Genomic DNA, 24,961 nt, shown 5'->3' on the forward strand with positions numbered 1-24,961 from the left:
AACACCCTCATGACTCCCACCGCACCCGCCGGACGCACCCGGACCCGGCGCCCGCTCGCCGTCGCCACCGCGCTGCTCGGCGCGGCCGCCCTGGTCGCCGCCTGCTCGGGACCGCCCCGCGGCGGCTCCACCGACGGGGCCGGCATCCAGCTGTCGCCCTCCAGTCCGCCGGCCGCCGGCGACATCGACTCCTTCACCTGGGCCACCTACGCCGAGCCGCCGACCCTGGACTACCTCCAGGCGTTCGACTACCCGCAGAACACGGTGCTGTCCAACGTCTGCGAGAGCCTGATGCGCTGGACGCCCCAGCTCACCCTGGCCCCCGGCCTGGCCGAGAAGGCGTCCAACCCCGACCCCACCACCTGGGTCTACGACCTGCGCTCCGGCGTGCACTTCCACGACGGCTCGGTGATGACCGCCGACGACGTGGTGTACAGCCTCGGCCGGCAGATGAACCCCGACAACGCGGCGGCCTGGGCGCAGTCCTTCCAGAACGTGGACACCGTCACCGCGACCGGCCCGCTCCAGGTCACCGTCAAGCTCAAGCGGCCCGACTCCCAGTTCCCGCAGTACATGGCCACCGCCGCCGGCACCGTCGCCGCCAAGGCCGGGGTCGAGGCCGCCGGCCGCGACTACGGCACCAGCGGGAGCCTCGACTGCACCGGCCCGTTCAAGCTCGGCACCTGGGCCAAGGGCCAGTCGATCGAACTCCAGCGCTTCGACGGCTACTGGGGCAACCGAGCCAAGGCCGGCAAGGTCGTCGTCCGCTTCCTCACCGACCCCTCCGCGCGCACCAACGCCATGCTCAGCGGCGAGGTCGACGGCGGCTACCTGATCCCCACCGAGAGCTACGACCGGCTCCGCAACGGCGGCACCGGCACCCTCTACTTCGGCGAGGGCCTCAGCACCGTCAACCTCAACGTCACCAGCATGGACGGCCCGCTCGGCGACCTCCGGGTCCGCCAGGCGCTGTCGCTGGCCCTCGACCGCACCGGCTTCGTCCGCACCGGCCTCGCCGGCGCCGGCACCGTCACCGGCTCGCTCACCACCAGGGCCGCCTGGGCCGGGCTGCCCGAGGACGTCCGCGCCACCGCGTTCGCCCACCTCACCCCCACCGCCCAGGACATCGAGCGCGCCAAGGCCCTGGTCAAGGAGGCCGGCGCCAGCGGCAGGACGCTCACCGTCGCCACCAGCAGCATCGGCCAGGACGTCTCGCTGCTCGCCACCGCCGTCCAGTCCGCCGGTGCCCGGATCGGTCTCAACGTCCAGCTGCGCACCATCGCCCCGAACGCCTTCACCTCGCTGTTCACCGACCCCAAGGCGCGCGAGGGCCTGGACATGTTCCCGGAGACGTACTACGACTCCATCACCGACCCGCTCGACCTGCTCGCCAACTTCCGCACCGGCGCCTACCAGAACTTCGCCGGCTACAGCGACCCCGCCTACGACGACCTGGTCGACAAGGCTTCCGGCGAGTACGACCCGGCCGAGCGGGGCGCCCTGGAGGCGCAGCTCCAGCGGACCGCCTCCGAGCAGCTGCTCTGGATCCCGGTCGCCGAGTGGCCCACCGCCGTCTTCCTGAACAAGCGGATCACCGGCGCCCCGACCACCATCTCCTACCTGTACCACCCGTGGGCCGCCGACGTGGGGGCCGCGCGGTGACCTTCCTGCGATTCGCCGTCCGACGGCTGGTCGAAATGGCCGTCACCCTGCTCGGCGCCTCGTTCGTCGTCTTCGGGGCGATGTACCTGGCGCCGGGCAGCCCGGCGAGCTTCCTGCTGTCCGGGCGCTCGGCCTCCCCGGCCGCCCTGCAGGCGATCAACGAGCAGTACCACCTGGACGACCCCTTCCTGGTCCGCTACCTCCGCTGGCTCGGCCAGGTGCTGCAGGGCGACTTCGGACGCTCCCTCACCTACCGCACCGACGTGTCGGACCTGCTCGCCGACCGTCTGCCCGCCACCCTGCTGCTGGTGGCCATGGCCCTGCTGGTGGTCGTCGTGATCGGCCTCGTGCTCGGCTGGATCGGCGCCGTCCGGGGCGGCGCGACCGACTCCGCGATCCTGGTCACCACCACCCTCGCTGTCGGCACGCCCTCCTTCGTCGCCGCGGTGCTGCTCCAGGGCCTGTTCGCGGTCAAGCTGGGCTGGTTCCCGACCAGCGGCGTCGGTGACGGCCTGCTGGACATGGCCTGGCACCTCACCCTGCCCGCGATCGCCCTCGCGCTCTACCTGATCGGCATGCTCGCCCGGGTCACCCGCTCGGCGATGCTGGACGCCCTGGAGGGCGAGCACGTCACCGTCGCCCGCAGCCGGGGCGTGCCTGAGCGCGAGGTGATCCGCCGGCACGTGTTCCGCAACTCGCTGGGCACCGTGCTCACCACCGGCGGCCTGATCGTCTCCACCCTGCTGGTCTGCACGATCCTGGTGGAGTCCGCGTTCAGCGTCGGCGGCCTCGGCCAGCTCCTCGAACTGTCCACCACCACCAAGGACTTCCCGACCGTCCAGGCCATCTCCCTGATCATCGTGGCCCTGTTCATGACCGTGAACCTGGTCGTCGACCTGCTCCACCCGCTGGTCGACCCCCGGGTCACCCTCGGCTCCAGGAGGTCCGACGCATGAGTGTCGCCCTCGCCCGGCGGCCCGGCCTCGGCCGGATCAAGGCCGCCCGCGCCCCGCTCTACCGGATCTGCCTCGGCCTCGCCGTCCTGGTCGTGCTCGCCGCGCTGCTCGCCCCCTGGCTGGCACCCGACGACCCGAACGCCGTCGACCTCGGCAACGCCCTCGCCGGCCCCTCCGCCGACCACCTGCTCGGCGTGGACACGGCCGGCCGCGACACCCTCGCCCGGCTGCTGATCGGCGCCCGCACCTCGCTCCTCGGCCCGCTCGGGGTGGTCGTCTTCTCCACCGTCGCGGGTGTCGCCGTGGGCCTCCTGGCCGGCTGGCGCGGCGGCTGGATCGACTCCGTGCTGTCCCGCAGCACCGAACTGGTCTTCGCCTTCCCCGGCATGCTGCTCGCCATCCTGATCGTCGCGGTCCACGGGGAGGGCCTGCTCGCCCCCGTCGTGGCGCTCGCGATCGCCTACCTGCCCTACGTCTCCCGCCTGACCCGCTCCCTGGTGCTGGCCGAACGCATGCGGCCCTACGTCTCCGCCTACCAGGTCCAGGGGCACTCCGCCCTCCAGATCTGCCTGCGGCACGTCCTGCCCAACATCGCGCCGATCGTCCTCGCCCAGTCCACCGTCAACTTCGGATACGCCCTCATGGACCTGGCCGGCCTGTCCTTCCTCGGACTCGGCGTCCCCGCCCTCACCCCCGACTGGGGCCGCATGGTCTTCGACGGCCAGACCGCGATCCAGCACGGCTACCCGCTCTCCGCGATCCTGCCCTGCGTGCTCATCGTGCTCACCGTCGTCGCCTTCAACGTCGTCGGCGAGCGCTGGGCCGACCAGGTCGCCCGGAGGACCCCGTGAACGCCCTCGACGTCCGGGAGCTGCGCCTGCGCTTGCCCGGCACCGCCCGCCCGGTGCTCGACGGGGTCGATCTCACCGTCGCCCCCGGCGAGACCGTCGCCCTGGTCGGGGAGTCCGGCTCCGGCAAGTCCCTCACCTCGCGCACCGCCCTCGGCCTGCTGCCGCCCGGCGCCGTCCCCACCGGCGAGGTCCTCGTGGACGGCCTGGACGTCCTCACCATGGACGCCGCCCGGCTGCGCGAACTGCGCACCGGCCGGGCCGCGATGGTCTTCCAGGACCCGCGGGCGGCCGTCAACCCGCTGCGCCGCATCGGCGACTTCCTCACCGAGAGCGTCCGCCTCACCGGGACCATGAGCGCCGCCGACGCCGACCGGCGCGCCGTCGAACTCCTCGACGCCGTCGGCCTCGGGCCCGAGCTGATGCGCCGCTACCCCGGCCAGCTCTCCGGCGGCATGCTCCAACGCGTCATGATCGCCGCCGCCCTGATGGGCGACCCGGTCCTGCTGCTCGCCGACGAGCCCACCACCGCGCTCGACGTCACCAGCCAGGCCGAGGTGATCGCCCTGCTGGACCGGCTGCGCGAACGCTTCGGCACCGGCCTGCTGTTCGTCACCCACGACCTGGGCCTCGCCGCCGCCATCAGCGACCGGGTCTATGTGATGTACGCCGGGCGGATCGTCGAGTCCGGCCCCGCCGAGGCGCTGTTCGAGCGGCCCCGGCACCCCTACACCGCGGCGCTGCTCGCCTCCACCCCGCGGCTGGACGGCCCGACCGGCCGCCTCGCCGCCATCGACGGACAGCCGCCGGACCTGCGGCAGGAGCTCACCGGCTGCGCGTTCGCCGCCCGCTGCCGGTACGCGACCGACGCGTGCCGGGCCGAGGCCCCCGCGCTGCGGCCGGCCCCGGGGCGGCCCGAGCAGCCGGCCGCCTGCCACCACCCGCTCGAAGGGAGCCCCGCCGATGTCTGAGGCCGCCTCCGGGACCTCGTCCGGGATCTCCGCCGGGGCGGTCGCCCCGGACACCGCCGCGCCGGGTGCCGCCGCGCTGGAGATCACCGGCCTGTGCCGGACCTTCGGCGCCGTCCGGGCCGTGGACGAGGTCTCCTTCACCCTCCCCGCCGGCGGATCGCTCGGCATCGTCGGCGAGTCCGGCTCCGGCAAGACCACCACCGCCAGGATCGTCGTCGGCCTCGAACGGGCCGACGCGGGTCAGGTCCTGGTGAAGGGCCGGGCCCGCACCGGTGGCGCGCGGGGGAAGGCCGAACGGCTGGCCCGCGCCCGCGAGGTCCAGATGGTGTTCCAGGACCCGTACCTCTCGCTGGACCCGCGCACCAGCGTCGAGGCCGCGCTGAGGGAGACCCTGCGGCTGCACTTCCCCGGCACCGACCACCCGGCCCGGATCAAGGAACTCCTCGACCAGGTCGGCCTCGGCACCCGGGCGGCCGAGGCACTTCCCCGGCAGCTCTCCGGCGGCCAGCGCCAGCGTGTCGCCATCGCCCGGGCGCTGGCCGTTCGGCCGGCCGTCCTGGTCCTGGACGAGGCGGTTGCCGCGCTCGACGTCTCGGTGCAGGCGCAGGTGCTCAACCTGCTCGCCGACATCCGCGAGGAGACCGGCATCGGCTACCTGTTCATCACCCACGACCTCGGCGTCGTCCGGTGCGTCACCGACGAGGTCGTGGTCATGCGGCACGGACGGATCGTCGAGGCCGGGCCCACCGCGACGGTCCTCGACGACCCGCGGCACGCCTACACCCGGCTGCTGCTGGAGTCCGTCCCCCGGCCCGGCTGGGATCCCGACCGGATCGCCGCCGCGCGCCGCGCCCTGTGAGCCCCCCGGCCCGGCAGCCGCTCGGGGTCTGCCGGGCCGGGGTCCCCGCCGCCGTTCGGGCGGGCCGTCCCCGGCCGGGTCACCGTCCCCGCGCGGATTCACCCCGATGGCGGGTACCTGCTGCCGCGGATCCTGACCCGCTTCTCAGTAGCGTGCGGGACCGTACCCCGCAGGCACTACCGGAACGAGGCCCCATGGCTCACCCGGCCCACCCGGCTCACCCCGGGCCGTCCCGCCGTTCGCTCCTGCGCTCCGGGACGGTGCTCGCCGCACTGGCCCTGACCGGCGGCTGCTCCTCCGGCGGCGGCGACGCGGAGCCGCCCAGCCCCTCCGGCACCGCCTCGGCCCCGTCCGCCAACGGCAGTCCGCCGGCCTCCGGGGGCCCGAGCGCCGCGGCCGCCCGGGCGATGCCGGCCGAGTCGGCCCCGCACACCCGCACCTTCATGGCCTGGCCGGCCCTGGAGGAGGTGTGGGGCGACCAACTGCCCGGCGTCCGGGAGGACATCGCCGGGCTGGCCCGCGCCATCGCCGGCTTCGAGCCGGTGGTGCTGCTCGCCCGCCCCGACCAGGCCGAGCAGGCCCGGCAGGCGTGCGGCTCCACCGTCGAGGTACTGGAGCTGATGGTCGACGACCTGTGGGCCCGCGACACCGGCCCGACCTTCGTCACCGGCCCGCAGGGGCTCGCCGGGATCGACTTCAACTTCAACGGCTGGGGCAACAAGCAGACCCACGCCAACGACAGCCAGGTCGCCCGCAACCTCCTCGACCACTACGGCATCCCGCGGATCCAGGCACCGGTCACCGGCGAGGGCGGCGGCATCGAGGTCGACGGCGAGGGCACCCTGATGGCCACCGAGAGTTCCTGGGTCAACCCCAACCGGAACCCCGGCAAGAGCCGCGACCAGATCGAGGCGGCCTTCAAGGACCTGCTGGGCGTCAGCACCGTGCTGTGGTTCCAGGGCGTCGCCGGGCAGGACATCACGGACTGCCACATCGACGCCCTCGCCCGTTTCGCCGAGCCCGGCACCGTCGTCATCCACCGCCCCGGCCCGGACACCCCGCCGGACAGCTGGACCACCGCCTCCGACCAGGCGCTCCAGGTCCTCGGCTCGGCCAGGGACGCCAAGGGGCGCACCCTCAAGGTGGTCGACCTGCCCGAACCCGACCTCGACCTGATCCCCGGCGCGGGCAAGGACTTCCTCGCCACCTACCTCAACTACTACGTCTGCAACGGCGGCGTCATCGTGCCGCGGTTCGGGGACGGGGCCGCCGACGACCGCGCCGCGGGCATCATCGGCGACCTCCACCCCGGCCGGAAGATCTCCCAGGTCTCCATCAACCACATCGCCTCCGGCGGCGGGGGCATCCACTGCGCCACCCAGCAGCAGCCCGCCGCCCCCGGCACCAGCCCGGCGTGAGCGGGCGCCGGCTGCGGGACCGCCGCTTCCTCCTGGTCCTGCTGATCCTGGCCGTGCTCTGCTCGGCCGGGATCGCCCTCTACTTCAACGAGCGCAACACCCGCCAACAGACCCGGGAGCTGTCCCTCCCCACCACCGGCGACTGGGTCGAACTCGACGTCACCTCCCAGGACATCGACGCCGCCGGCGGGGAGATGACGCTCTACGTCGTGCCCGTCCCGCACGGCACCCTGGCCCAGGACCCGGAGTCCGGCACCTTCGCCCGCCGGGTCGACATCACCGTCCGCTCCACGACCCGCACCGAGCTGCGGGCCGAACCGGGGGAGGCGGCGACACCCAAGCCGGTCCCGGCGAACCTCTACGGGGGCACCCCGACCGACTACCCCTTCGACCGCTACCGCTTCGAGGTGCTGTTCTCGGCCGCGGACGCCACCGGCGCCGTCCCGGTCGGGGTGGTGTTCGGCGACGCCGACCCGTTCTTCTTCGTCCGCCCGGCCGGCACCCCGTACGGGGCGGAGGGCACGGTGTTCGAGGGGCGGGTGACCAGGGCGCGGAGCACCTTCATCCTGGCCTGGTTCATGATCGCGGCGATGTGGGCGCTGGCGCTGGCGCTGGCGGTCCTGGCCGGGGCGGAGGTGCTCTACCGGGGCCGGCAGGGCATGGTGTGGCCCTCGCTCGGCTGGATGGCGGCGACGCTGTTCGCGCTGATCGGCATGCGCAACGCCGCGCCCGGGACGCCGCCGATCGGCTCGCTGATCGACTACGTCGCCTTCTTCTGGGCGGAGGGCATCATCGCGGCGTGCCTGGTGGTCACGGTCGTCTCGGGCAGCCGGGTCGAGCACCGGAAGCGGGGTGACGTCGGGGGTCCGGCGGGGGCGGGGCCGTGACGGGCGGGCCGACGGGCGTCGCCGGGGCGCGTCGGCCGGGGTCCGTCGGCGCGGTGCGGTGCCGGCGGCGGGCGGTGCCGGTCTGCCACCGCGGCGGCCCGTCGGGCTCAGCGGCGCGGGCCGACCGTCGAGGCCAGGGAGTCCAGCAGCGTGCGCAGTACCCGCGCGGCGTCCACCGTCCCGTCCAGGGAGCCGATGGCGGCGATGCCGTCCACGGCCGCCGCGAACGCCTCGCCGAGCGGCGCGGGGTCGGTGTCGCCGCCGCGCTCGTCCACCAGCGCCCGGAACAGCCGGACGAAGCAGGACCGCCACCGCCCGTACTCGGCCTCCAGAGCGACCCGGACCCGTTCGTCGTTCAGGGCGAGCCAGTGCAGGGCGGCGTGCAGTCGGGCGAGGTCGGGGCTCTCGGGGCGGGTGAGCAGGGCCAGCACCCGTTCGGCCCGCTCGGCGTAGCCGCCCGGCCCGTCGACGGCCGCCTCCAGCGGGGCGATCCACTCGGGCCGGATGTCCGCGACCACGGCCACGATCAGGTCGCTGCGGTCGGCGAAGTGGTAGTGGCACATCCCGTGCGAGACGCCGGACAGGGCGGCCACGTTGCGGGTGGTGAACCGGCCCGCCTCGCCGCCCGCGAGGAGGGTGCGGGCGGCGGCGATCAGCCGGGCCCGGGTCTGCTCGCCCTTGGCCGAGGTCCGGGCGCGGCCGGTGCCGCCGGTCCGCGGTGCGGCCGGTGCGGTGGCCGCGCCCCGGGCGGTGGCCGGGCCGGGGGTGGTGGCCGGGTCCGCGCCCGTCGCCTGTGTCGCCATGGCGGTCACTGTAACGACTGCCGGGGCCGGAGGTGGGGCCAAAGCTGCGCAAAGTATTGACCGAGCGCTTGGTCAGTTCTACCTTTTCGGTCAACTGCTCGACGAGCAGGGCACCTTGACACGGAGGTAGTGATGAACGACCGCTCCAGATCCGACAGAGCGACCGGCAGCGCGACGGACGGCACGACCGGCGGCGGGTCCGACCGGACGACCGGCGGGAGCACGGCCGACAGCCTCGACCGCCGCCGGTTCCTGGCCGTCGCGGGCCTGGCCGCCGCCGGCACCGCGCTCACCGTCGCGACCGGCGGCCCGGCCGTCGCGGCCGGCCGCCGCGGCGGCGGGGCGGACCCCGCCGTCGCGGCCGCCGCCGGCTTCCGGGTGCCGCTCGACACCCTGCGTCACACCCGCACCTGGATGGCCTGGCCGGACAGCACGAGCATCTGGCGCAACAAGCTCTCCGGGGTCCAGTCGGACATCGCGCTGATCGCGAAGACGATCGCCAAGTACGAGCCGGTGACCATGTGCGCCAACCCGGCCAGTGTCGCCAAGGCCCGGTCGATGTGCGGCTCGGCGGTCACCGTGATCGGCGACATCCCGGTCGACGACTGCTGGATGCGGGACACCGGCCCCGTCTTCCGCACCGACGGCGCCGGCGGCCTCGACACGATCGGCCTCAACTTCAACGGCTGGGGCAACCACCAGACCCACGCCAACGACGCCCAGGTCGCCCGGCGGCTCGCCGCCTACCTGGGCCTGCCGTTCACGGCCGCCGGGCTGGTGGCCGAGGGTGGCGCCGTGGAGGCCGACGGCAGTGGCACGCTGATGGCCACCCGGAGCAGCATCCTGAACTCCAACCGCAACCCCGGCAAGTCCCAGGCGCAGGTGGAGAGCGCGTTGTGCGCCGCCTTCGGCGCCTCCAAGGTGATCTGGTTCGCGGGCATCGCCGGCCAGGACATCACCGACGACCACGTGGACGCCACCTCCCGCTACCTCGGCGGCACCACGGGCCTGGTCCAGATGCCGCTGGCGGGCGACACCGACGCCTGGTCGCAGGACGCGCGCCAGCAGTACAAGATCCTCTCGGCCGCCACCAACGCCCAGGGGTCGCGGTACTCGGTCAGCCAGATCCAGGGGCCCGACTACAACCTCATCCGCTCCACCGACCCGAACTTCGTCGGCTCCTACGCCAACTACTACCTGTGCAACAACGCGGTGATATCCGCCCAGTTCGGCGACAGCCGGGCCGACAGCGCGGCCAGGGCCACCCTCGCCCGCCTGTTCCCGGGCCGCACCGTCGAGCAGCTCAACATCGACCGCCTCGGGGCGGGCGGCGGCGGGATCCACTGCGTCACCCAGCAGCAGCCCGCCGGGTGAACCGGCGGGGCCGGGTCCGGTGGGGCGGACCCGGCCCCGGAGGAAGGGCCGGCCGGTCAGCCGTGGGCGGGGATGTCGTGGGTGGCGCAGTGGATCCCGCCACCGCCGCCGGCGATGCCGTCGATCTTCACGGGGACGATCTCGCGGGTGGGGAAGTACTTCTTCAGCACCTGCTGGGCGTGCTCGTCGGCCTTCTGGTCCCCGAACTTCGGCAGATAGACGCCCTTGGCGCCGATGTAGAAGTTCATGTAGGAGGAGACGAAGGCGTCGCCCCGTCCGGTGATCCGGTCGGGGTCGGGCTGCTGCAGCTCCACCACCTCCAGCTTCCGGCCGCGCGCGTCCGTCGCGTTCCTGAGCACCGACCGGGCCTGGTCGGCGGAGCGGGACCAGACGTCCGCCGGGGTGCCGGGGAACGCCTTGTCCAGCACGACGACGCCCGGCGCGACGAAGCGGACCAGGCAGTCGACGTGGGCGTCGGTGATGTCCTTGCCCTTGACGCCGGCCAGCCAGATCACCTTGGTGACGCCGAGGGCCTTCTTGAGTTCCGCCTCGACCTGGTCGCGGCTCATCCCGGGATTGCGGTTGTCGTTGACGACCGAGCTCTCGGTGACCAGCAGCGTGCCCTCGCCGTCGGTCTCGAACGATCCGCCCTCGGCGACCAGCCGGGTCTCGATCCGCTCGACGCCGTACTTGGCCAGGACGGCCCGGGCCACCTTGGCGTCGTTGGCGTGCTGCTGCTTGCGGCCCCAGCCGTTGAAGTTGAAGTCGACGCCCTTGACCTTGCCGCCCTCCTCGACGAACACCGGCACGGTGTCCCGCGCCCACAGGTCGTCGACGGTGACGGGGACGACCTCGACCGCCGCGCCGCACGCCTTCTGCGCCGCCTCCTTCTGGTCGGGGCGGGCCATCAGGACGACCGGCTCGCGGGCGGCGATCGCCTGGGCCAGGCCGGCCACGTCCCGGCGGACCTCCGCGAGCTGCTCGCCCCAGATGTTCTCCGAGGAGGGCCAGGACATCACCGTGCGCAGGTGGTTCTCCCACTCGGCGCCGAAACGGCGGGCACCGGGCGTGCCGGTGGCGGTCGGCGCGGCGGTGGTCGGGGCGGCGGTGGCGGTCGGGGTGCCGGGTGTGTCGGTCGGCGAACCGGTGGGGGAGCCGGTGGGCAGGCCGCCCGGCTGCCCGGAGGGCTGTCCCGACGGCGGGAGGGCACCGGTGCCGTCGGGGTCACCGGCGCCGGTGGGGTCGCAGGCGGTGAGGCCGAGGACGAGGGCGCCGACTCCGGCGCCGGCGAGGGAGCGCATCACGGTACGGCGGGACATGGCGTTGGTCATACGGATCCTCCGGCTGGGGCGGGGTCGGTGGGGGTGGTGGCCGTGGCAGGCGCTACGGCACGGGCTACGGCAGGGGCTCGTGCATGGTCGAGCAGTGGATGCCGCCGCCCCCGGCCATCAGGCGGTCGACGTCGATCTGCACCACCTCGCGGCCCGGGTAGGCCGCGGCGAGCGCCTCCTTGGCGGCGGCGTCCTTGTACGCGTCGCCGAACTGGGCGGTGACGACACCGCCGTTGACGACATGGAAGTTGAGGTAGGAGTCGACGAACTTGGAGCTGCGGGAGCGGACGGTGTCCGGACCGTGCACGGGGATCACCTGGAGCCGGCGGCCCCGGGCGTCGGTCGCGGCGGAGAGGACGGCGAACTGCTCGCGGGCGTCCTTGGCCCAGGCGTCGTTGCGGTCGGCGGGCGGCAGCTGGACCATCACCACACCGGGGCGGACGAAGCGCGAGGTGACGTCCACGTGGTCGTCGGTGATGTCCTGGCCCTTGATGCCGGGCAGCCAGATCATGGCGTCCGCGCCGTACGCCTCCAGCACGGCGTCCTCGATCTCGTCCCGGCTCATGCCCCGGTTGCGGTTCTTGTTGACCAGGCTGCTCTCGGTGGCCATCACCGTGCCGTCGCCGTCGGTCTCGATCGCGCCGCCCTCGCCGACGAACTCCGCGTAGGAGTACCGCAGACCGCGCCGGGTGGCCAGGCGCTCGGCGACGAGGGCGTCGTCGTGGTGGACCTGCTTGTTGCCCCAGCCGTTGAAGTTGAGCACCACGGCGTCCAGGCCGCCGCGGCCGTCCAGCCGGAACACCGGCGCGGTGTCGCGCATCCACAGGTCGTCGGTGGGGATCGCGGTGATCACCTCCACCGCGGAGCCGCACCGGTCCTGGGCCTTGCCCGCCGTCCAGTCGTCGGGGGCGCACATCACCACCGGCTCGAACTCGGCGATGGTGCGGGCGATCAGCGCGATGTCCTCCTGGACCCCGCCCAGTCGCAGCCCCCACACACCCCGGCGGGAGGGCCAGGACATCCAGGTCCGCGCGTGCGGCACGTCGTCCGCCGGCACCCAGGGGAAGTCCTCGGCGGAGCGGTCGTGGTGGAAGCGGTTCATGAGGGTTCTCCGATCGTGCGACGGTGCCGGAGGGGCACGGGGCCGGGAGGGGCGCAGGGCCGGGAGGGTCCGTGGGGCCGCACGGGGCGCGTGGGCCGTCGGATCCACTCTTCGCGTCGCTGCGCACCGGCGCACCACGGGAACGGCCGACGGCTGCACCCCGCCTGCGGTGTCAGCGTCGCACTGACTGAAAGTTCAGTCAAACTTCTCGGCACAATATGACCTGTGCCGCCGATCTGATCACGGAGAGTGATAGTCAGGGGTGTTCTGTCGGCTGATGCCCGGTTCGGCGACTCCGCTCAGGAGTCGAGCCGGTCCACCTCGGTGTCGATCGCCTCGACCAGCAGCGTCCGGGCGTGCGCCAGCGGAAGGCTCCCGCTGAGCCAGCGCGTGCTCAGGCCCTCCAGTAGCGCGGTCAGCCGCTCGGCGGCTCCGGCCAGGGCCACCGCCGAGGACATCGGCCGCACCACGCCCAGCAGTTCGGCGATCTCCTGGACCCAGATCCGGGTGGCCCGCGCCAGGTCCTCGCGCAGGGTCTCGTCGAAGACCGCGCTCGCCCGCAGCTCGCCCCAGGCGGTGCTGTTCTCCCGCACCTCCACCGAGTCCTGGAGCTCCAGCAGCAGCGTCTGCTCCAGCTCCTCGCGGGCGGTCGGCGGCGGGGCGTCCGGGTCGCGCTCGGTCGTGTACCGCTCGGCCCGGTCGTTGATGAACTCCAGCGTCTGCCGGAGGATCCCGGTGCGGTCCTTGAAGTGGTAGTAGATCAGCGCGGTGGACACGCCGGCCTCGGCCGCGAGCTCCTCCACCCGCAGTCCGCGCACCCCGCGCCGCGCGATCACCCGCGCGGCTGCTTCCATGATCGACGTTTTACGACTGGCCACGATCCACCACCTTACCCGGGGCGTGTGCGACGCTGCGCCCACCTGCTGAAAGTCCCGTCAGGTGGAGGTTCGGGGGTGCACGGACGGATTTCGGACAAAGTGGCCCCCGTGACGGACTTTCTCGGGGTCTGCACCGAATCATCACCCCGTGACCACTCTAGGGTTGCCCCGTCCCCGCCGGAGACCCCGGCGCCCGGGACGCCCCTTCGTTCCCGAACCGGACCGGATTGGATCGAACATGAGTACTCATCGGATGTGGAAGCGGGTGGCGGCCACCGTCGCCGCCCGGGGGACCGGCGCCGTCGCGGCCGCCTTCGCACTGGTCGTGGCCGTCCTCCTCGGCGGTACGGTGGCCGGCGCGACGGCGGCCGAGGCCAAGCCCGCCGGTGCGGCCGCGTCGGCCCGCTGGGCCTGCGGCGGCGAGCCGGTCGACCCGGGGAACGTCAACACCGACTACGACCCGAAGGGCTGCGGCGGCCGGGGCTCGTGGTACCAGCAGCCGGTCAGGGACGGCATCTGGACCTGCTCCGGTTCCCCGGTGGTGCCCGGGTACGTGATCACCGATCACAGCAAGCCCGGCTGTCGCGGGATCGGCGCGTGGCGCCACAACGTCGTCTCGGACGGCATATGGACGTGCTCCGGCTCGCCGGTCGTGCCCGGCTACGTCATCAGCAACCACCTGCGCGCCGGCTGCGGCGGCATCGGCTCGTGGCAGCACAACCTCCCGCACGACGGCATCTGGACCTGCTCGGGCTCCCCGGTCGTCACCGGCTACGTCATCACCGGGCACCAGCGGACCGGCTGTGACGGCGCCGGTGCGTGGCTCCACAACATCGCCCGGGTCGGCCTGCTGACCTGTCCCGGCTCGCCCGTCCCGGCGGGCTTCAGGTCCACCACCTACCAGGCCGGGGGCTGCAACGGCCTCGGCGCCTGGGTGCTCGCCCGCGCCTGACGCGCCCGGGGGCGGCGCCGACCGGGCGCCGCCCCTCCCCGGCCTCAGCGGGAGCGGGCGAGGTCCTCCAGCGCGGCCCGCGCCGCGTTGTGCCCCGGGACGCCGCTGACGCCGCCGCCCCGGACCGCCCCCGCCCCGCACAGCAGTACGTCCGGGCGGGCCGTCGCCACGCCCCAGCGCGCGGCGGCCGTTCCCGCTCCCGTCCCCTCCTCGGCCCCCGGCTCCCCGGTGGCGAACGGGAACGCCAGGTCGCGGTGGAAGATGTGCCCGCCCGGCAGACCGAGCTCCCGCTCCAGCTCCGGCGGCGTCCGCGCCTCGACACAGGGCCGGCCGTCGGCGTCCACGGCCAGGCAGTCGGCGATCGGCTCGGCCAGTACCGCGTCCAGCTGCGCCAGGCTCGCGGCCAGGGCGCGTTCCTTGGCCGCCGGGTCCCCGAACAGCCGGGCCGGCATGTGCAGACCGAACAGGGTCAGCGTCTGCAATCCCCGCCGGACGGCCTCCGGGCCGAGGATCGACGGATCGGTGAGGGTGTGGCAGTAGATCTCCGACGGCGGCGCCGAGGGCATCCGCCCGGCCGCCGCCTCCGCGTACGCCGTCTCCAGCTGCCGGTAGCCCTCGGCGATGTGGAACGTCCCGGCGAAGGCGTCACGCGGGTCCGCGGCCGGGTCGCGCAGGCGCGGCAGCCGCCGCAGCACCATGTTGACCTTCAGCTGGGCGCCCTCGGGCGCGGGCCCCGGCTCCGGCCCGGTGCCGAGCAGTCGCGCCAGAGCCGCCGGTGCGGCGTTCACCAGTACCCGGCGCGCCGCCACCGTGGCCTCGCCGTCGGCGGTCCGGTAGGTCACCTCGGCGTCGCCCCGGCCGTCGCCCGCGACGGCGGTGACCTCGTGCCCGGTCCGGATCTCCGCGCCGGCCGCCAGCGCGGCGCCGGCCAGCGCGTCCGTCACCGCGCCCATCCCGCCGACCGGGACGTCCCAGTCGCCCGTGCCGTTGCCGATCACGTGGTAGAGGAAGCAGCGGTTCTGCCGGAGCGCCGGGTCGTGGGCGTGGGTGAAGGTGCCGATCAGCGCGTCCGTCAGGACCACACCGCGCACCAGGTCGTCCGCGAAGGTCCGCTCGACCGTCTCGCCCAGTGGCCGTTCGAACAGTGCCGTCCAGGCGGCCTCGTCCCCGATCCGCCGGCGCAGCTCGGCCCGGGACGGCAGCGGTTCGGTGAGGGTCGGGAACACCCGCTCGGCGACCCGCCCGGTGGCCCCGTAGAACTCCCGCCAGGCCAGCCACTCCCGGTCGGACCCGGTCAGCGCCCGGAACGACTCCCCGGTCCGGCCCGGATCGCCGGCGTCCACCAGCAGGCCGGTGGGCTTCCCGTCCCGGACGACGGGGGTGTAGGAGGAGATCCGCCGCCGTCGCAGCTCCAGTCGCAGCCCCAGCTCCCGCACCACCTTCGCCGGCAGCAGGCTGACCAGGTAGGAGTACCGCGACAGCCGGGCGTCGACCCCCGGGAACGCCGACGCCGACACCGCCGCCCCACCCGTCCGCGCCAGCCGTTCGAGCACCAGCACCCGGTACCCGCCCCGGGCGAGGTACGCCGCGGCGACCAGCCCGTTGTGCCCGCCGCCGACAATCACGGCGTCGTACCGCGAGGACACGCTCGTAGCCATGCGGTCACGGTACGCCGCGACCGGCTCCTCCGGAACAGCCGTGCACGGGTGCCGCGGCGCTGTCGCGCGCCGCGGCGGGCACCGCAGTGGCTGCTGCGGCCGGGGCTACGGCGGGTGCTACGGCCGGGTTCCCGGTCGCGGCGGGGCCGAGCGGCAGCATCGACTCCCACTCGGTGGCCCGCGCGGACGGCGATCTGTTGGGCCGTGGTGGCCGCCGGAGGCAGCCGGAAAAGGTGTCGCTCCACCGGCCGGTGATCGGTACGGTGCGCTGTTGTGGATGCTGGAGATCCGAAGGACTTGGTCCGGCGCGGGTACGACATGCTGTCCGTGCGCTACGAGCGGGTGTTCAACAGCGAGACGAAGTACGGATCGTGGATCGAGGAGGTGCTCGGGCGTCTCCCGACGCCGGGCACTGTGCTGGATGTGGGGTGCGGGACCGGGGTCCCCGTGGTCCGGTCGCTCGCCGCAGCGGGGCATCGTGTCACGGGTGTCGACATCAGCGACGTCCAGGTCCGGCGGGCTCGGGAACTGGTGCCGGAGGCCGCGTTCGTTCGAGCGGACGCCACGACCCTGGCGTTCCCGCCGGAGACCTTCGACGCCGTGATCTGTTTGTACGCGCTGATCCATATTCCTGTCGAGGAACAGCCGGCCCTGTTGGGTCGGATCGCATCGTGGCTGCGGCCGGGAGGCTGGTTCCTGGTCACCACCGGGTATCGGGCCTGGACCGGGACGGACGAGAACTGGCTCGGAGGCGGAGCCGCGATGTGGTGGAGCCATGCGGACGCGGACACCAGCCGGTCCTGGCTGTCGCAGGCCGGTCTGGAGGTGTGGCACGAGGAGTTCGTCCCCGAGGGCGACGGCGGCCATGTCCTGTTCTGGGCACAGCGACCCGAAAGCTGACGGGCGGTCGGCGGAGGTCGGACGACCGTCCCGGCGTTCGCTCAACGGTCGCTGTGGCGGTTCGAACGGAAACGCGTACCGGGCCGCGACACCGGCCGCAGCCGCACGCCGAGGGCGAATCCGTGCGGGTGTCGTTCGGCAGGGTCCGGTTCAGGGGCGGTCGGCGGCGGGCCGGGTGCCGGGCCAGGCGGTGGGGTCGACGGTGAGCCAGGGGGCTGCGGCGAGGGCGGTGGGGGTGGTGCCGGTGAAGGTCCTGATGTCGCGGTGGAGGTGGGACTGGTCGGTGAATCCGGTGTCGGCCGCGACCCGGGCGGCGCTGTGGCCCGCGGCGAGGCGGTGGGCGGCGTCGTCGAAGCGGACGAGCCGGGCCGCGTGCTTGGGGCCGAGGCCGGTCTGGGCCTGGAAGCGGGACCACAGCCGTTTGCGGCTCCAGCCGACCTCGGCGGCGATCCGCTCGATCCGCACCGTCCCCCGGTGGATGGTCAACTGCTTCCAGGCGAAGGCGACTTCGGGGTCGACCGGTCGGCCGTCCGGGTAGCGGCGGACGAGCGCGGCCTCGGCGATCGCGAAGCGCTCGTCCCAGGAGGCGGCGGCGCGCAGGCGCTCCTCGGTCCGGGCGGCTTCGCGGCCCCACAGCGTGTCGAGCCCGACCACCGCCCCGCCCAACTCCGAGGAGGCGCCCAGGATCCGGTGCGCGACCGGCGGCGCCAGCCGGAGCTGCAAGCAGGTGATGGCGCTGCCGTGCCCGCGTACCCGGCCGGGCGCGAGTCCGACCACGACGCTGCCCCGCGTCCGGTGGCCGGCCGCGTCGTCGACGGCGAACGGCGGGTCGCCCAGGTCGAGGGCGAGCGTCACGGCGGGATACGGCACCACGTCCAGGTCGACCGGGGCCAGGGCGTGGAAGCCGGCCATGCCGATGCCGGGAATGCGGCAGGGGCGCGCGGGAGTCGCGATGTCCCACACCGGTGCGGGGGCGCGGGCCGGATCGACGGGGCGCATGCCGCCAGGCTACGCGACATTCGTCCAAGACGAGGGGGCGCGGGCGGGGCGAGGCTGGGGCCACGGGCCCACCGCCCCGTCGAGAGAGGACAGTTCGCGATGAACCCACAGACCGAGGCCGGTACCGCTCCCGCTCCCGGGACCGGCACCACCGTCACGTCCCACGGCACCACCGCCGCCACCGCCTACGGTTCCGCCGTCGAACTCGCCGCCGCCGTCCGCCGGAAGGAGGTGAGCCCGGTCGAGATCGTGGACGACTGCCTCGCCCGCGTCGACGCCCTCGACCCGGCGCTGAACGCCTTCTGCTTCCGGGACGACGACGCCGTCCGCGCGGCCGCCTCCGCCGCCGCCGACGCGGTCGTCCGGGCCGGGTCCGTCGACGGACTCCCGCCTTTCCACGGCGTTCCGCTGCCGATCAAGGACCTGCTGGAGGTCGAGGGCTGGCCCACCACGTACGGGTCCGCGGGTGCCGGCCGGGCGCCGGCCGAGGTCTCGGCGCCGCTCGTCCGACGGTTCCTCGCCGCCGGGTTCGTCCTGCTCGGCAAGACCACCACCTCCGAGTTCGGCTGCCTGCCGTTCACCGAGAGCGAGGCGCTCGGCATCACCCGCAACCCGTGGGACCGGGAGCGGACGCCGGGCGGTTCGTCCAGCGGCGCGGGCGTCGCCGTCGCCAGCGGGATGGCGCCCCTCGCCCACGCCGAGGACGGCGGCGGGTCGATCCGCATCCCCGCCTCGTGCACCGGTCTGGTCGGCCTCAAGCCCACCCGGGGCCGGGTGACCAACGGGACCGTGGTCGTCGAGGGGCTCGGCATCGGCGGCGTGGTCACCCGCACCGTGGCCGACACCGCGGCCGTGCTCGACGTGCTCGCCCGTCATGACCCGGCCGCCTGGTGGTCGCCCCCGGCCCCGGACCGCTCCTTCGCCGACGCGATGTGGGCGGACCCGCCGGCCGGGCTGCGGATCGGCGTCCTGGTGGACCCGCCGGTGGCCGGGCTCCGGGTGGACCCGGCCTGCGTCGCGGCCGTCGACACCGTCCTGCGCACGCTCGAAGCGGCGGGCCACCGCCTCGTCGACGCCCGGCTGCCGCTGCCGCCGACCGAGGAACTGGTCACCGGGTTCACCGCCATGTGGAACCTCGGCGCCGCCGGGGTGCCATTGGCCGACCCGGAGCGGATCGAGCCGCACAACCGGTCGCTGCGCGAGGCGGCGCACGCGCTCGACTCCTGGGACTACGCGGAGGGGGTGAAACGGGCGCAGAGGATGTCGCGGCGCATCGTCGAGGGCTTCGTCGCCGGGTTCGACCTCCTGGTGACACCCACCATGGCGTGCCTGCCGCCGCGCGTCGGCGCCTGGCGGGCGGGTACCGCCGAGGACCCGCTGGCGGCGCTGCGCAACAGCTATCCGATGGGGGTGTTCACGTCCCTGTTCAACGTCACCGGCCAGCCGGCCGTGTCGCTGCCCGTCCACCACGACGACGCGACCGGTCTGCCGGTCGGGGTCCAACTCGTCGCCGCACCGTGGCGGGAGGACCTGCTGCTCCAGGTGTCGCGCACGCTGGAGCTGGCCCACCCCTGGGCCGACCGCCGCCCGCCCGGCCTGGGCTGACCCCACCGGCCCGCCCGGCCGGTCGGGCGCCCGTGGATACTGATCGGATGCGCACGTACCCGCCCGCCGCCGTCGTGGTGAACCTGCTGCTCGGCGTGCCGGCGGTGGTGCCGGTCTGGCTGCTCTGGTACTTCGCCGCCAACTGGCCGCTCGCCGGGCTCGGTTGGACCCGGCGCGAGCCGACGGAGAACGACGGGATGCTGCCGTGGTTCATGCTCGCGGTGCCGGTACTGGCGGTGTTCCTCGCTGTCTGGTGGTCGGCCAACCACTGGCTGAACCGCCGTCGGCGCCGTGCGGACCCGGCGGCGGCGGGACCGTACTGGACGACCAGCGCCCTGCTGACCCTCGTACCCACGGGCGTGCTCATCGCCCTGTCGTAGCGGTGACCGGTGCGGCCTCGGCGGCCTCCTCGGTCTCGGCGACCTCGGCGACCTCTGCGGCCACGGAGGTCGCGGAGGTCGCGGAGCCCGGGGGTGTCGCGGAGGTCGCCAGGGCGGTCCCGGCGGCGAGCAGCGCGGTGAGGCCGGCCAGGACGAGGACGGTCCCGGGGGAGGTCCGGTCCACGACGCCGCCGCCGGCCAGCGCGGCGATCCCCATGGTGGCCTGGAACACGGAGGTGAAGAGCACCCCGGCCGCCTCCGGGGCGTGCGGCGCCGCGGCGAGGAACCAGCCCAGCGAGCAGACCGGCACGGCGCCGTAGGCCGCTCCCCCGTTCTTCGGGGGAGTGGGGCGGACGCGGGTGGTCCGGTGACGTGCCGGGGCCGGCGTCGGGGAATCGCAGTCCACCAGGGCGGAGGGGGTCGGTCCGGCGTGAATCGGACGTCAACGGTCCCGGCCTCTCGACACATGGCTCTCACTGAGAGCTAAAATCGGAGGTATGAGTGCGACCGCCCCCGACCTCCCGGACCCGGCGCCGGGCGAGGAGTTCTCCACCCTCCTCGTCGGCATCCAGCGCCTGGTGCGACGGCGGCTGCGGGAGGGCCTGAGCGAGCCCCGTCTGCGCGGCGCCCAGGTCGAACTGCTGCGCCTGGTGGCGGACTTCCCCGGTCTGCGGGTCTCGGACGCGGCCGCCGAGCTCTGCCTCGCCGCCAACTCGGTCTCCACCCTGGTCAACCAACTGGTGGCGCTCGGCCTGCTGCGGCGCGAGGTGGACCCGGCCGACCGCCGGGCCGCCCTGCTGTACGTCACCGGTGAGGCCGTGGAGCGGTTGGCGGACTGGCGGGCCCGCCGGGACGCGCTGGTCGGCGACGTGGTGGCGGGCCTGTCGGCCGAGGACCGGGCGGCACTGGCCGCGGCGCTGCCCGCGCTGCGCGGGGTGGCGGCGGGCCTGCGCCGGCCGTCGGGCGAGCCGGGGGCCGTCGCGGCCGCCGAAGGGAGGAGCGGGTGATGACATCCGGAACGGACGAGGCGGTGGTCTGCCGCGGGCTGACCTACACCTTCCACCGGGGCCGGCGGAAGGACCCCGGCACCAGGGCCGTCGACGGCGTCGACCTGACCGTGCGGGCCGGGGAGGTCTTCGGCCTGCTCGGCCCCAACGGCGCCGGCAAGACCACCACCATCAGGGCCATCACCACCCTGCTGCCGACCGGCTCCGGCATGGTCCGGGTGTTCGGCCACGACGCGGCCCGGCGGCGCTCGGAGGTCCGCCGCCTGCTCGGCTACGTGCCGCAACAGCTCTCCGCCGACTCCGGCCTGACCGGCCGGGAGAACGTCGCCCTGTTCGCCCGGGTCTTCGACGTGCCGCGCGCCGAACGGGCCGCCCGGGTCGCCCAGGCCCTGGCCGCCGTCGATCTCACCGAGGCCGCGGAACGGCTGGCCGGCACCTACTCCGGGGGCATGGTGCGACGGCTGGAGCTCGCCCAGGCCCTGGTCAGCGCTCCGAGGCTGCTGGTGCTGGACGAGCCGACGATCGGCCTGGACCCGATCGCCCGCGCGGGCGTCTGGGACCGGGTCGACGCCATTCGGCGGGCCACCGGCATGACGGTGCTGGTGACCACCCACTACATGGACGAGGCGGACCGCCACTGCGACCGCGTCGCCCTGATGGACCGCGGCCGGATCCGCGCCCTCGGCACCCCCGGGGAGCTGAAGGAGCGGGTCCGCGAGCAGGACGCCGCGCTGCCCGACCCCACGCTCGACGACGTGTTCCGCCACTTCTCCGGTCGCGGGCTGGCCCGCGGCGAGGGCGCGGAAGGAGACTTCAACGATGTCCGCCGGACCCGCCGCACGGCCAACCGCGTCGGCTGACGCACCCGACCTGGGGCTGCTGCTGGTGCCCCCGCCGCCCCGTACGGGCTGGCGGCAGGTGCCCGCCCGGGTCGCCGCGATGTGCGTGGTGGAGCTCCAGAAGCTGCGCCACGACCGCACCGAGGTCTACACCCGGGCCGTTCAGCCCGCGCTCTGGCTGCTGATCTTCGGCGAGACCTTCACCCGGCTGAAGGCGATCCCCACCGGCGGGATCCCCTACCTGGACTACCTGGCGCCCGGGATCATCGCGCAGTCCGCGATGTTCGTGGCGATCTTCTACGGCATCATGATCATCTGGGAGCGTGACTCCGGGGTGCTCACCAAACTGCTGGTCACGCCGACCCCGAGAGCCGCGCTGGTGACCGGCAAGGCGTTCGCGGCCGGGGTCAAGGCGGTGCTTCAGGCCGTCGTGGTGGTGGTGCTCGCGGCGCTGCTCGGCGTGGCGATGACCTGGAACCCGCTGCGGCTGCTCGGAGTCGTCGTGGTGGTGGTCCTCGGCTCGGCCTTCTTCTCCTGCCTCTCGATGACCATCGCCGGGATCGTGCTCACCCGCGACCGGTTGATGGGTATCGGTCAGGCGATCACGATGCCTCTGTTCTTCGGGTCCAACGCCCTCTACCCGGTCGACCTGATGCCGGGCTGGCTCCAGGCGATCAGCCTGGCCAACCCGCTCAGCTACCAGGTCGACGCCCTGCGCGGCCTGCTGATCGGCACCCCCGCCCACCTCCCCCTGGACTTCGCCGTCCTCACCCTCGCCACCGCCCTCGGCATCACCGCCGCCTCGGCCCTCCTCGGCCGCCTGGCCCGGTGACCGCCGGCCGCCGGCCGCGAGGGGTGCGAGGGCGTCAGATGCGGTCGGTGGACCAGGCCGGGTCGCGGCCGGTGAGGGCCAGCAGCTGGTCCTCGGCGGCCGCGCCCGGTGGCGCGGCGAACGGTGGGTCGAAGCGGCCGGTGCCGGCCAGGTCGCGGTAGCCGCGGAACTCGGTGAGCGCGTAGCGGGCGGAGCCCGGGGGCATCCGGCCGTGCTCGCCGAGGGCCCGGGAGAGGTCCCAGCCGTGGACGACCGTCTCGGCGACCAGCTCGCGGGCGTAGCCGCCGGCGTCCCGTACCCCGTAGCCGAGGTGGACCAGCAGGTCGGGGGCGCCGGGCCGGGCGAGGGCGCGTTGCGCGCTGCGTACGGCCATGGCCCAGACGCCCAGCGGGTTGCGGCCGAGGACGTCGCCCTCGAAGCGGTGGCCGATCTGGGCCGGGGTGTACCCGGCGATCGCCTGGCACACCCAGAGGTGCTGGGCGGCGAGGTGGTTCACCAGCGTGCGCACGTCCCAGTCGCGGCACGGGGTGGGTGCGGTCCATAGGTCCTCGGGTGCCGAGCGCAGCAGCCGGGCCACTTCGGCGCCGGTGACCGCGTAGTGCTCGCGGACCTCGGTGTGGAATCCGGGAGGGTGGGGACACTCCATCGCCGGGCCTCCGTTTCTGCCCATGCTCACTCCCAGTAAACCGCTACGGGGCGTGACTCGCCAGGGGGACGGGAGCCGGTTCTGCCGGGGGTCCCCGGAGGCCGGCACGGCCCATGGGCACTGTGGGTAGCGACGGTGGGGCGCTCTGGTGGACCTCGGAGTGCATCTGTAATGTCCACGCCATGACGACCGTTCGGCGCCGGGTCGCGCTCACCGCGACCCTCATCGGCGCTCTCGCCGCCTCGATCCTCCCCACCGCCACCGCCGCCCACGCGGCCGGCCCCGGCTGCCGGACCGTCGAGTCCGCGCCGCTCGACCAGGAGCAGGCCCGCACCGCCGACCCGCGGACCGCCGCGCTGACCGAGCGCGGCGGCTTCGGCGACTTCGTCGCCCGGTTCCCCGCCGCGCTGTGCACCACCCGCAACGCCGCCGAGGCCGGTCGGCTCCTCGACGCCTGGGGCGGGGCGCTCTGGCGGGCCGGGGTCGACCGGGCCCAGGGCCGCCGGGTCGGCGGCGACCTGCCGACCGCCGACGACCGTCCGCTCTACTGGGCCAGGGTCGCCATGACCGTCCGGCTCGCCCGCTGGCAGCCGGGCTTCACCGTCGACCCGGTCGCGCTGCGGCAGCGCTTCGAGGACGCCTCGCGCGGACTGGCCGACGGCGGGTTCAGCGGCCGCCCGGGCGTGCGGCGGATCTTCGTCAGCGGCTTCGACCCCTTCGGCCTGGACGCCGAGCCGCGCCGCGCCAACCCCTCCGGCTCGGCGGCCCTGCAACTCGACGGCCGCCGGATCACCCTCACCGACGGCACTCCGGCCGAGATCCGTTCGGTGCTCTTCCCCGTCCGCTACGGCGACTTCGACCTCGGTATGGTCGAGCGCGCCTACGCCCCCCGGCTCGCCCGCGGCCCCCGCGCCGCGGACCTCATCACCACCATCAGCCAGGGCTACCCCGGACTGTTCACCCTGGAGGCATGGGCCGGCCGCTCCCGCTCCGCCGACCCCTACCCCGACAACGTCGGCGCGCTCTCCGGCGGCACGCGGGACCACCCCGTCACCGCCCCCGGGCTCGGCCCGGGCGCCGAGTTCATCGCCACCAGCCTGCCCACCGGCCCGATGACCGCCGTCCAGCAGCCCTACCCGGTGCTGCTGAACACCACCGTCACCGAGATCCCGGCCGGCGGGACCGCCCCGGTCGACCGGGAGGACGGCCCGACGCCCGGCTCGCGGGCGGTCGCCGGAGGCGGCGGGGGCTACCTCTCCAACGAGGTCGCCTACCGCACCAACCGGCTGCGCCTGGAACTCGCGCCGCAGCTTCCGGGCGGCCACCTGCACACCCCGGTGCTCACCGGCCTCCCGGAGCAGTCCGAGCTGTTGACCGGTCCGGCCTTCGAGCAGAACGAGGTCGCGATCACCGGCGAGGTCCTCGACGTCCTGCGGCACACCGCGGGCTGACGCGGGGCCGGCGGGCGGGCGGCCGCGACGCCGCCCGCCCGCGCCCGCGTGACCGGTGGCCCGTCCTGCCGGGTGCGTGGCAGAATCGCCACGCCCGCCGCACCGTGCTCCGTACCGGGAGGATGCCGGACGGGCCCGCCCGCCGTCACCGTGGTCCGGAAGCGTGCGGTCACACATGTTCATCGGGGGATGACAGCTCATGTGGTCGGTGGAGAAGGAACGGGAGGCCGGCGTGCCCGGTCGGCCCGGCGCACTCGCGGAACGCGGCGGAACCGGGCCCGGCGCGCCGCCGCCCGTCGTCCTGAGCCGCGCCGAACTCCGGGTGGCCGAGCTGGCCGCGCGCGGCCGCACCAACCGTCAGATCGCCCATGAGCTCTTCATCACCGTCAGCACCGTCGAACAGCATCTGACCAGCTCCTACCGCAAACTCCGGGTCAGGCGCCGCGCCGAGCTGCCACCGCACCTCCTGCCGGACGCGCCGGTCGGGGCGGTTGACGTGGTGGACGTGGTGGACGCCGCGACCGGTTGACTCCGGTCGTCGCGGCGGTGCCGGACGAGTGACCGTCCGGGTGTCGCGCGGCCGCAGGTTTTCCGGTGGGCGGG

At 74.3% G+C, this 24,961-nt stretch carries 25 protein-coding genes; 17 read left to right on the forward strand and 8 right to left on the reverse strand.

All coding sequences use genetic code 11. The features are described 5' to 3' along the window. Positions 1-9: 9 nt before the first annotated feature. The 7 genes from ACIQ9P_RS05175 (at position 10) to ACIQ9P_RS05205 (ending at position 7,601) form a co-directional block, all read left to right on the forward strand. The gene (locus tag ACIQ9P_RS05175; RefSeq protein WP_402349932.1) at positions 10-1,662 is read left to right on the forward strand and encodes an ABC transporter substrate-binding protein; all 1,653 of its coding nucleotides are present in this window, start codon (positions 10-12) and stop codon (positions 1,660-1,662) included. Next, complete coding sequence (locus ACIQ9P_RS05180; protein ID WP_402349935.1) at positions 1,659-2,618, forward strand: ABC transporter permease; 960 nt, start codon at positions 1,659-1,661, stop codon at positions 2,616-2,618. Before ACIQ9P_RS05175 ends, ACIQ9P_RS05180 begins: the two co-directional genes overlap by 4 nt. Continuing rightward, positions 2,615-3,469, forward strand: coding sequence for an ABC transporter permease (locus ACIQ9P_RS05185; protein ID WP_402349938.1), 855 nt, complete (start codon positions 2,615-2,617; stop codon positions 3,467-3,469). The genes ACIQ9P_RS05180 and ACIQ9P_RS05185 overlap by 4 nt, the downstream gene beginning before the upstream one ends. Next, positions 3,466-4,437, forward strand: a complete 972-nt coding sequence (locus ACIQ9P_RS05190) for an ABC transporter ATP-binding protein (protein WP_402349941.1) — start codon at positions 3,466-3,468, stop codon at positions 4,435-4,437. Before ACIQ9P_RS05185 ends, ACIQ9P_RS05190 begins: the two co-directional genes overlap by 4 nt. After that, positions 4,430-5,296 carry an ABC transporter ATP-binding protein gene (locus ACIQ9P_RS05195; protein ID WP_402349944.1) on the forward strand — a complete coding sequence of 289 codons (867 nt, stop codon included), beginning with the start codon at positions 4,430-4,432 and terminating at the stop codon, positions 5,294-5,296. The genes ACIQ9P_RS05190 and ACIQ9P_RS05195 overlap by 8 nt, the downstream gene beginning before the upstream one ends. Before the next feature lie 194 nt (positions 5,297-5,490). Beyond that, complete coding sequence (locus ACIQ9P_RS05200) at positions 5,491-6,714, forward strand: agmatine deiminase family protein (protein WP_402349947.1); 1,224 nt, start codon at positions 5,491-5,493, stop codon at positions 6,712-6,714. After that, positions 6,711-7,601: a DUF4436 family protein gene (locus tag ACIQ9P_RS05205; protein WP_402349950.1), complete on the forward strand. Its 891-nt coding sequence runs from the start codon at positions 6,711-6,713 to the stop codon at positions 7,599-7,601. The genes ACIQ9P_RS05200 and ACIQ9P_RS05205 overlap by 4 nt, the downstream gene beginning before the upstream one ends. 107 nt (positions 7,602-7,708) lie before the next feature. Here ACIQ9P_RS05205 and ACIQ9P_RS05210 read toward each other — a convergent pair whose 3' ends face one another. After that, the gene (locus ACIQ9P_RS05210; protein WP_402349953.1) at positions 7,709-8,404 is read right to left on the reverse strand and encodes a TetR/AcrR family transcriptional regulator; all 696 of its coding nucleotides are present in this window, start codon (positions 8,402-8,404) and stop codon (positions 7,709-7,711) included. 132 nt (positions 8,405-8,536) lie between these two features. On the opposite strand from ACIQ9P_RS05210, the gene ACIQ9P_RS05215 reads away from it, so the two are divergent. Then, positions 8,537-9,778 (forward strand): agmatine/peptidylarginine deiminase, encoded by a 1,242-nt coding sequence (locus ACIQ9P_RS05215; RefSeq protein WP_402349956.1) that lies wholly within the window; start codon positions 8,537-8,539, stop codon positions 9,776-9,778. Between the two features lie 56 nt (positions 9,779-9,834). On the opposite strand, the gene ACIQ9P_RS05220 is transcribed toward ACIQ9P_RS05215, so the two are convergent. From ACIQ9P_RS05220 to ACIQ9P_RS05230, 3 genes are all read right to left on the reverse strand, one after another. Next, positions 9,835-11,109: an agmatine deiminase family protein gene (locus ACIQ9P_RS05220; RefSeq protein WP_402349959.1), complete on the reverse strand. Its 1,275-nt coding sequence runs from the start codon at positions 11,107-11,109 to the stop codon at positions 9,835-9,837. Positions 11,110-11,173: 64 nt separating this feature from the next. Next, the gene (locus tag ACIQ9P_RS05225; RefSeq protein ID WP_402349962.1) at positions 11,174-12,211 is read right to left on the reverse strand and encodes an agmatine/peptidylarginine deiminase; all 1,038 of its coding nucleotides are present in this window, start codon (positions 12,209-12,211) and stop codon (positions 11,174-11,176) included. Positions 12,212-12,510: 299 nt separating this feature from the next. Then, complete coding sequence (locus ACIQ9P_RS05230; protein WP_402349965.1) at positions 12,511-13,065, reverse strand: TetR/AcrR family transcriptional regulator; 555 nt, start codon at positions 13,063-13,065, stop codon at positions 12,511-12,513. A 262-nt stretch (positions 13,066-13,327) separates the two neighbouring features. Between ACIQ9P_RS05230 and ACIQ9P_RS05235 the strand changes: the two genes are divergently transcribed. Beyond that, positions 13,328-14,041, forward strand: coding sequence for a hypothetical protein (locus ACIQ9P_RS05235; protein WP_402349968.1), 714 nt, complete (start codon positions 13,328-13,330; stop codon positions 14,039-14,041). Positions 14,042-14,085: 44 nt separating this feature from the next. On the opposite strand, the gene ACIQ9P_RS05240 is transcribed toward ACIQ9P_RS05235, so the two are convergent. Beyond that, positions 14,086-15,699, reverse strand: coding sequence for a phytoene desaturase family protein (locus ACIQ9P_RS05240; RefSeq protein ID WP_402349970.1), 1,614 nt, complete (start codon positions 15,697-15,699; stop codon positions 14,086-14,088). Between the two features lie 318 nt (positions 15,700-16,017). Here ACIQ9P_RS05240 and ACIQ9P_RS05245 point away from each other — a divergent pair, with 318 nt between their 5' ends. After that, positions 16,018-16,599: a class I SAM-dependent methyltransferase gene (locus ACIQ9P_RS05245; RefSeq protein ID WP_402351446.1), complete on the forward strand. Its 582-nt coding sequence runs from the start codon at positions 16,018-16,020 to the stop codon at positions 16,597-16,599. 150 nt (positions 16,600-16,749) lie between these two features. Here ACIQ9P_RS05245 and ACIQ9P_RS05250 read toward each other — a convergent pair whose 3' ends face one another. Beyond that, positions 16,750-17,598 (reverse strand): helix-turn-helix domain-containing protein, encoded by an 849-nt coding sequence (locus tag ACIQ9P_RS05250; RefSeq protein ID WP_402349973.1) that lies wholly within the window; start codon positions 17,596-17,598, stop codon positions 16,750-16,752. A gap of 99 nt (positions 17,599-17,697) precedes the next feature. Here ACIQ9P_RS05250 and ACIQ9P_RS05255 point away from each other — a divergent pair, with 99 nt between their 5' ends. Together ACIQ9P_RS05255 and ACIQ9P_RS05260 are read left to right on the forward strand one after the other, a co-directional pair. Then, a complete protein-coding gene (locus ACIQ9P_RS05255) occupies positions 17,698-19,203 on the forward strand; it encodes an amidase (RefSeq protein ID WP_402349975.1) in 1,506 nt (501 codons plus the stop codon). Between the two features lie 47 nt (positions 19,204-19,250). Further along, the gene (locus ACIQ9P_RS05260; RefSeq protein WP_402349978.1) at positions 19,251-19,583 is read left to right on the forward strand and encodes a hypothetical protein; all 333 of its coding nucleotides are present in this window, start codon (positions 19,251-19,253) and stop codon (positions 19,581-19,583) included. Here ACIQ9P_RS05260 and ACIQ9P_RS05265 read toward each other — a convergent pair. Further along, positions 19,567-19,893 (reverse strand): hypothetical protein, encoded by a 327-nt coding sequence (locus ACIQ9P_RS05265; RefSeq protein WP_402349981.1) that lies wholly within the window; start codon positions 19,891-19,893, stop codon positions 19,567-19,569. The genes ACIQ9P_RS05260 and ACIQ9P_RS05265 overlap by 17 nt on opposite strands. A 187-nt stretch (positions 19,894-20,080) precedes the next feature. Between ACIQ9P_RS05265 and ACIQ9P_RS05270 the strand changes: the two genes are divergently transcribed. Genes ACIQ9P_RS05270 through ACIQ9P_RS05280 form a run of 3 tightly spaced genes read left to right on the forward strand, consistent with a single transcriptional unit; the run spans position 20,081 to position 22,261 of the window. Then, positions 20,081-20,590: a MarR family winged helix-turn-helix transcriptional regulator gene (locus ACIQ9P_RS05270; RefSeq protein WP_402349984.1), complete on the forward strand. Its 510-nt coding sequence runs from the start codon at positions 20,081-20,083 to the stop codon at positions 20,588-20,590. Beyond that, a complete protein-coding gene (locus tag ACIQ9P_RS05275) occupies positions 20,590-21,450 on the forward strand; it encodes an ATP-binding cassette domain-containing protein (RefSeq protein ID WP_402349987.1) in 861 nt (286 codons plus the stop codon). The genes ACIQ9P_RS05270 and ACIQ9P_RS05275 overlap by 1 nt, the downstream gene beginning before the upstream one ends. After that, positions 21,410-22,261, forward strand: coding sequence for an ABC transporter permease (locus tag ACIQ9P_RS05280; RefSeq protein WP_402349990.1), 852 nt, complete (start codon positions 21,410-21,412; stop codon positions 22,259-22,261). The genes ACIQ9P_RS05275 and ACIQ9P_RS05280 overlap by 41 nt, the downstream gene beginning before the upstream one ends. Before the next feature lie 34 nt (positions 22,262-22,295). Here ACIQ9P_RS05280 and ACIQ9P_RS05285 read toward each other — a convergent pair whose 3' ends face one another. Beyond that, entirely contained in the window at positions 22,296-22,907 is a 612-nt protein-coding gene (locus ACIQ9P_RS05285) for a TIGR03086 family metal-binding protein (RefSeq protein WP_402349992.1), read from the reverse strand. Positions 22,908-23,089: 182 nt separating this feature from the next. On the opposite strand from ACIQ9P_RS05285, the gene ACIQ9P_RS05290 reads away from it, so the two are divergent. Beyond that, positions 23,090-24,358: a pyroglutamyl peptidase gene (locus ACIQ9P_RS05290; protein ID WP_402349995.1), complete on the forward strand. Its 1,269-nt coding sequence runs from the start codon at positions 23,090-23,092 to the stop codon at positions 24,356-24,358. 208 nt (positions 24,359-24,566) lie between these two features. Beyond that, positions 24,567-24,887 carry a response regulator transcription factor gene (locus tag ACIQ9P_RS05295; protein WP_402349997.1) on the forward strand — a complete coding sequence of 107 codons (321 nt, stop codon included), beginning with the start codon at positions 24,567-24,569 and terminating at the stop codon, positions 24,885-24,887. Positions 24,888-24,961 lie beyond the last annotated feature (74 nt).

The sequence above is a fragment of the Kitasatospora sp. NPDC094019 genome, from assembly GCF_044764505.1.
Taxonomy (GTDB): Bacteria; Actinomycetota; Actinomycetes; order Streptomycetales; family Streptomycetaceae; genus Kitasatospora.

Excerpts from the sequence above, each read along its gene's own strand:
- ACIQ9P_RS05175 (WP_402349932.1), top strand. The coding sequence starts at position 10 with ATGACTCCCACCGCACCCGCCGGACGCACCCGGACCCGGCGCCCGCTC.
- ACIQ9P_RS05185 (WP_402349938.1), top strand. The coding sequence starts at position 2,615 with ATGAGTGTCGCCCTCGCCCGGCGGCCCGGCCTCGGCCGGATCAAGGCC.
- ACIQ9P_RS05195 (WP_402349944.1), top strand. The coding sequence starts at position 4,430 with ATGTCTGAGGCCGCCTCCGGGACCTCGTCCGGGATCTCCGCCGGGGCG.
- ACIQ9P_RS05200 (WP_402349947.1), top strand. The coding sequence starts at position 5,491 with ATGGCTCACCCGGCCCACCCGGCTCACCCCGGGCCGTCCCGCCGTTCG.
- ACIQ9P_RS05210 (WP_402349953.1), bottom strand. The coding sequence starts at position 8,404 with ATGGCGACACAGGCGACGGGCGCGGACCCGGCCACCACCCCCGGCCCG.
- ACIQ9P_RS05215 (WP_402349956.1), top strand. The coding sequence starts at position 8,537 with ATGAACGACCGCTCCAGATCCGACAGAGCGACCGGCAGCGCGACGGAC.
- ACIQ9P_RS05220 (WP_402349959.1), bottom strand. The coding sequence starts at position 11,109 with ATGACCAACGCCATGTCCCGCCGTACCGTGATGCGCTCCCTCGCCGGC.
- ACIQ9P_RS05225 (WP_402349962.1), bottom strand. The coding sequence starts at position 12,211 with ATGAACCGCTTCCACCACGACCGCTCCGCCGAGGACTTCCCCTGGGTG.
- ACIQ9P_RS05230 (WP_402349965.1), bottom strand. The coding sequence starts at position 13,065 with ATGGAAGCAGCCGCGCGGGTGATCGCGCGGCGCGGGGTGCGCGGACTG.
- ACIQ9P_RS05235 (WP_402349968.1), top strand. The coding sequence starts at position 13,328 with ATGAGTACTCATCGGATGTGGAAGCGGGTGGCGGCCACCGTCGCCGCC.
- ACIQ9P_RS05240 (WP_402349970.1), bottom strand. The coding sequence starts at position 15,699 with ATGGCTACGAGCGTGTCCTCGCGGTACGACGCCGTGATTGTCGGCGGC.
- ACIQ9P_RS05245 (WP_402351446.1), top strand. The coding sequence starts at position 16,018 with ATGCTGTCCGTGCGCTACGAGCGGGTGTTCAACAGCGAGACGAAGTAC.
- ACIQ9P_RS05250 (WP_402349973.1), bottom strand. The coding sequence starts at position 17,598 with ATGCGCCCCGTCGATCCGGCCCGCGCCCCCGCACCGGTGTGGGACATC.
- ACIQ9P_RS05255 (WP_402349975.1), top strand. The coding sequence starts at position 17,698 with ATGAACCCACAGACCGAGGCCGGTACCGCTCCCGCTCCCGGGACCGGC.
- ACIQ9P_RS05260 (WP_402349978.1), top strand. The coding sequence starts at position 19,251 with ATGCGCACGTACCCGCCCGCCGCCGTCGTGGTGAACCTGCTGCTCGGC.
- ACIQ9P_RS05270 (WP_402349984.1), top strand. The coding sequence starts at position 20,081 with ATGAGTGCGACCGCCCCCGACCTCCCGGACCCGGCGCCGGGCGAGGAG.
- ACIQ9P_RS05275 (WP_402349987.1), top strand. The coding sequence starts at position 20,590 with ATGACATCCGGAACGGACGAGGCGGTGGTCTGCCGCGGGCTGACCTAC.
- ACIQ9P_RS05280 (WP_402349990.1), top strand. The coding sequence starts at position 21,410 with ATGTCCGCCGGACCCGCCGCACGGCCAACCGCGTCGGCTGACGCACCC.
- ACIQ9P_RS05285 (WP_402349992.1), bottom strand. The coding sequence starts at position 22,907 with ATGGAGTGTCCCCACCCTCCCGGATTCCACACCGAGGTCCGCGAGCAC.
- ACIQ9P_RS05290 (WP_402349995.1), top strand. The coding sequence starts at position 23,090 with ATGACGACCGTTCGGCGCCGGGTCGCGCTCACCGCGACCCTCATCGGC.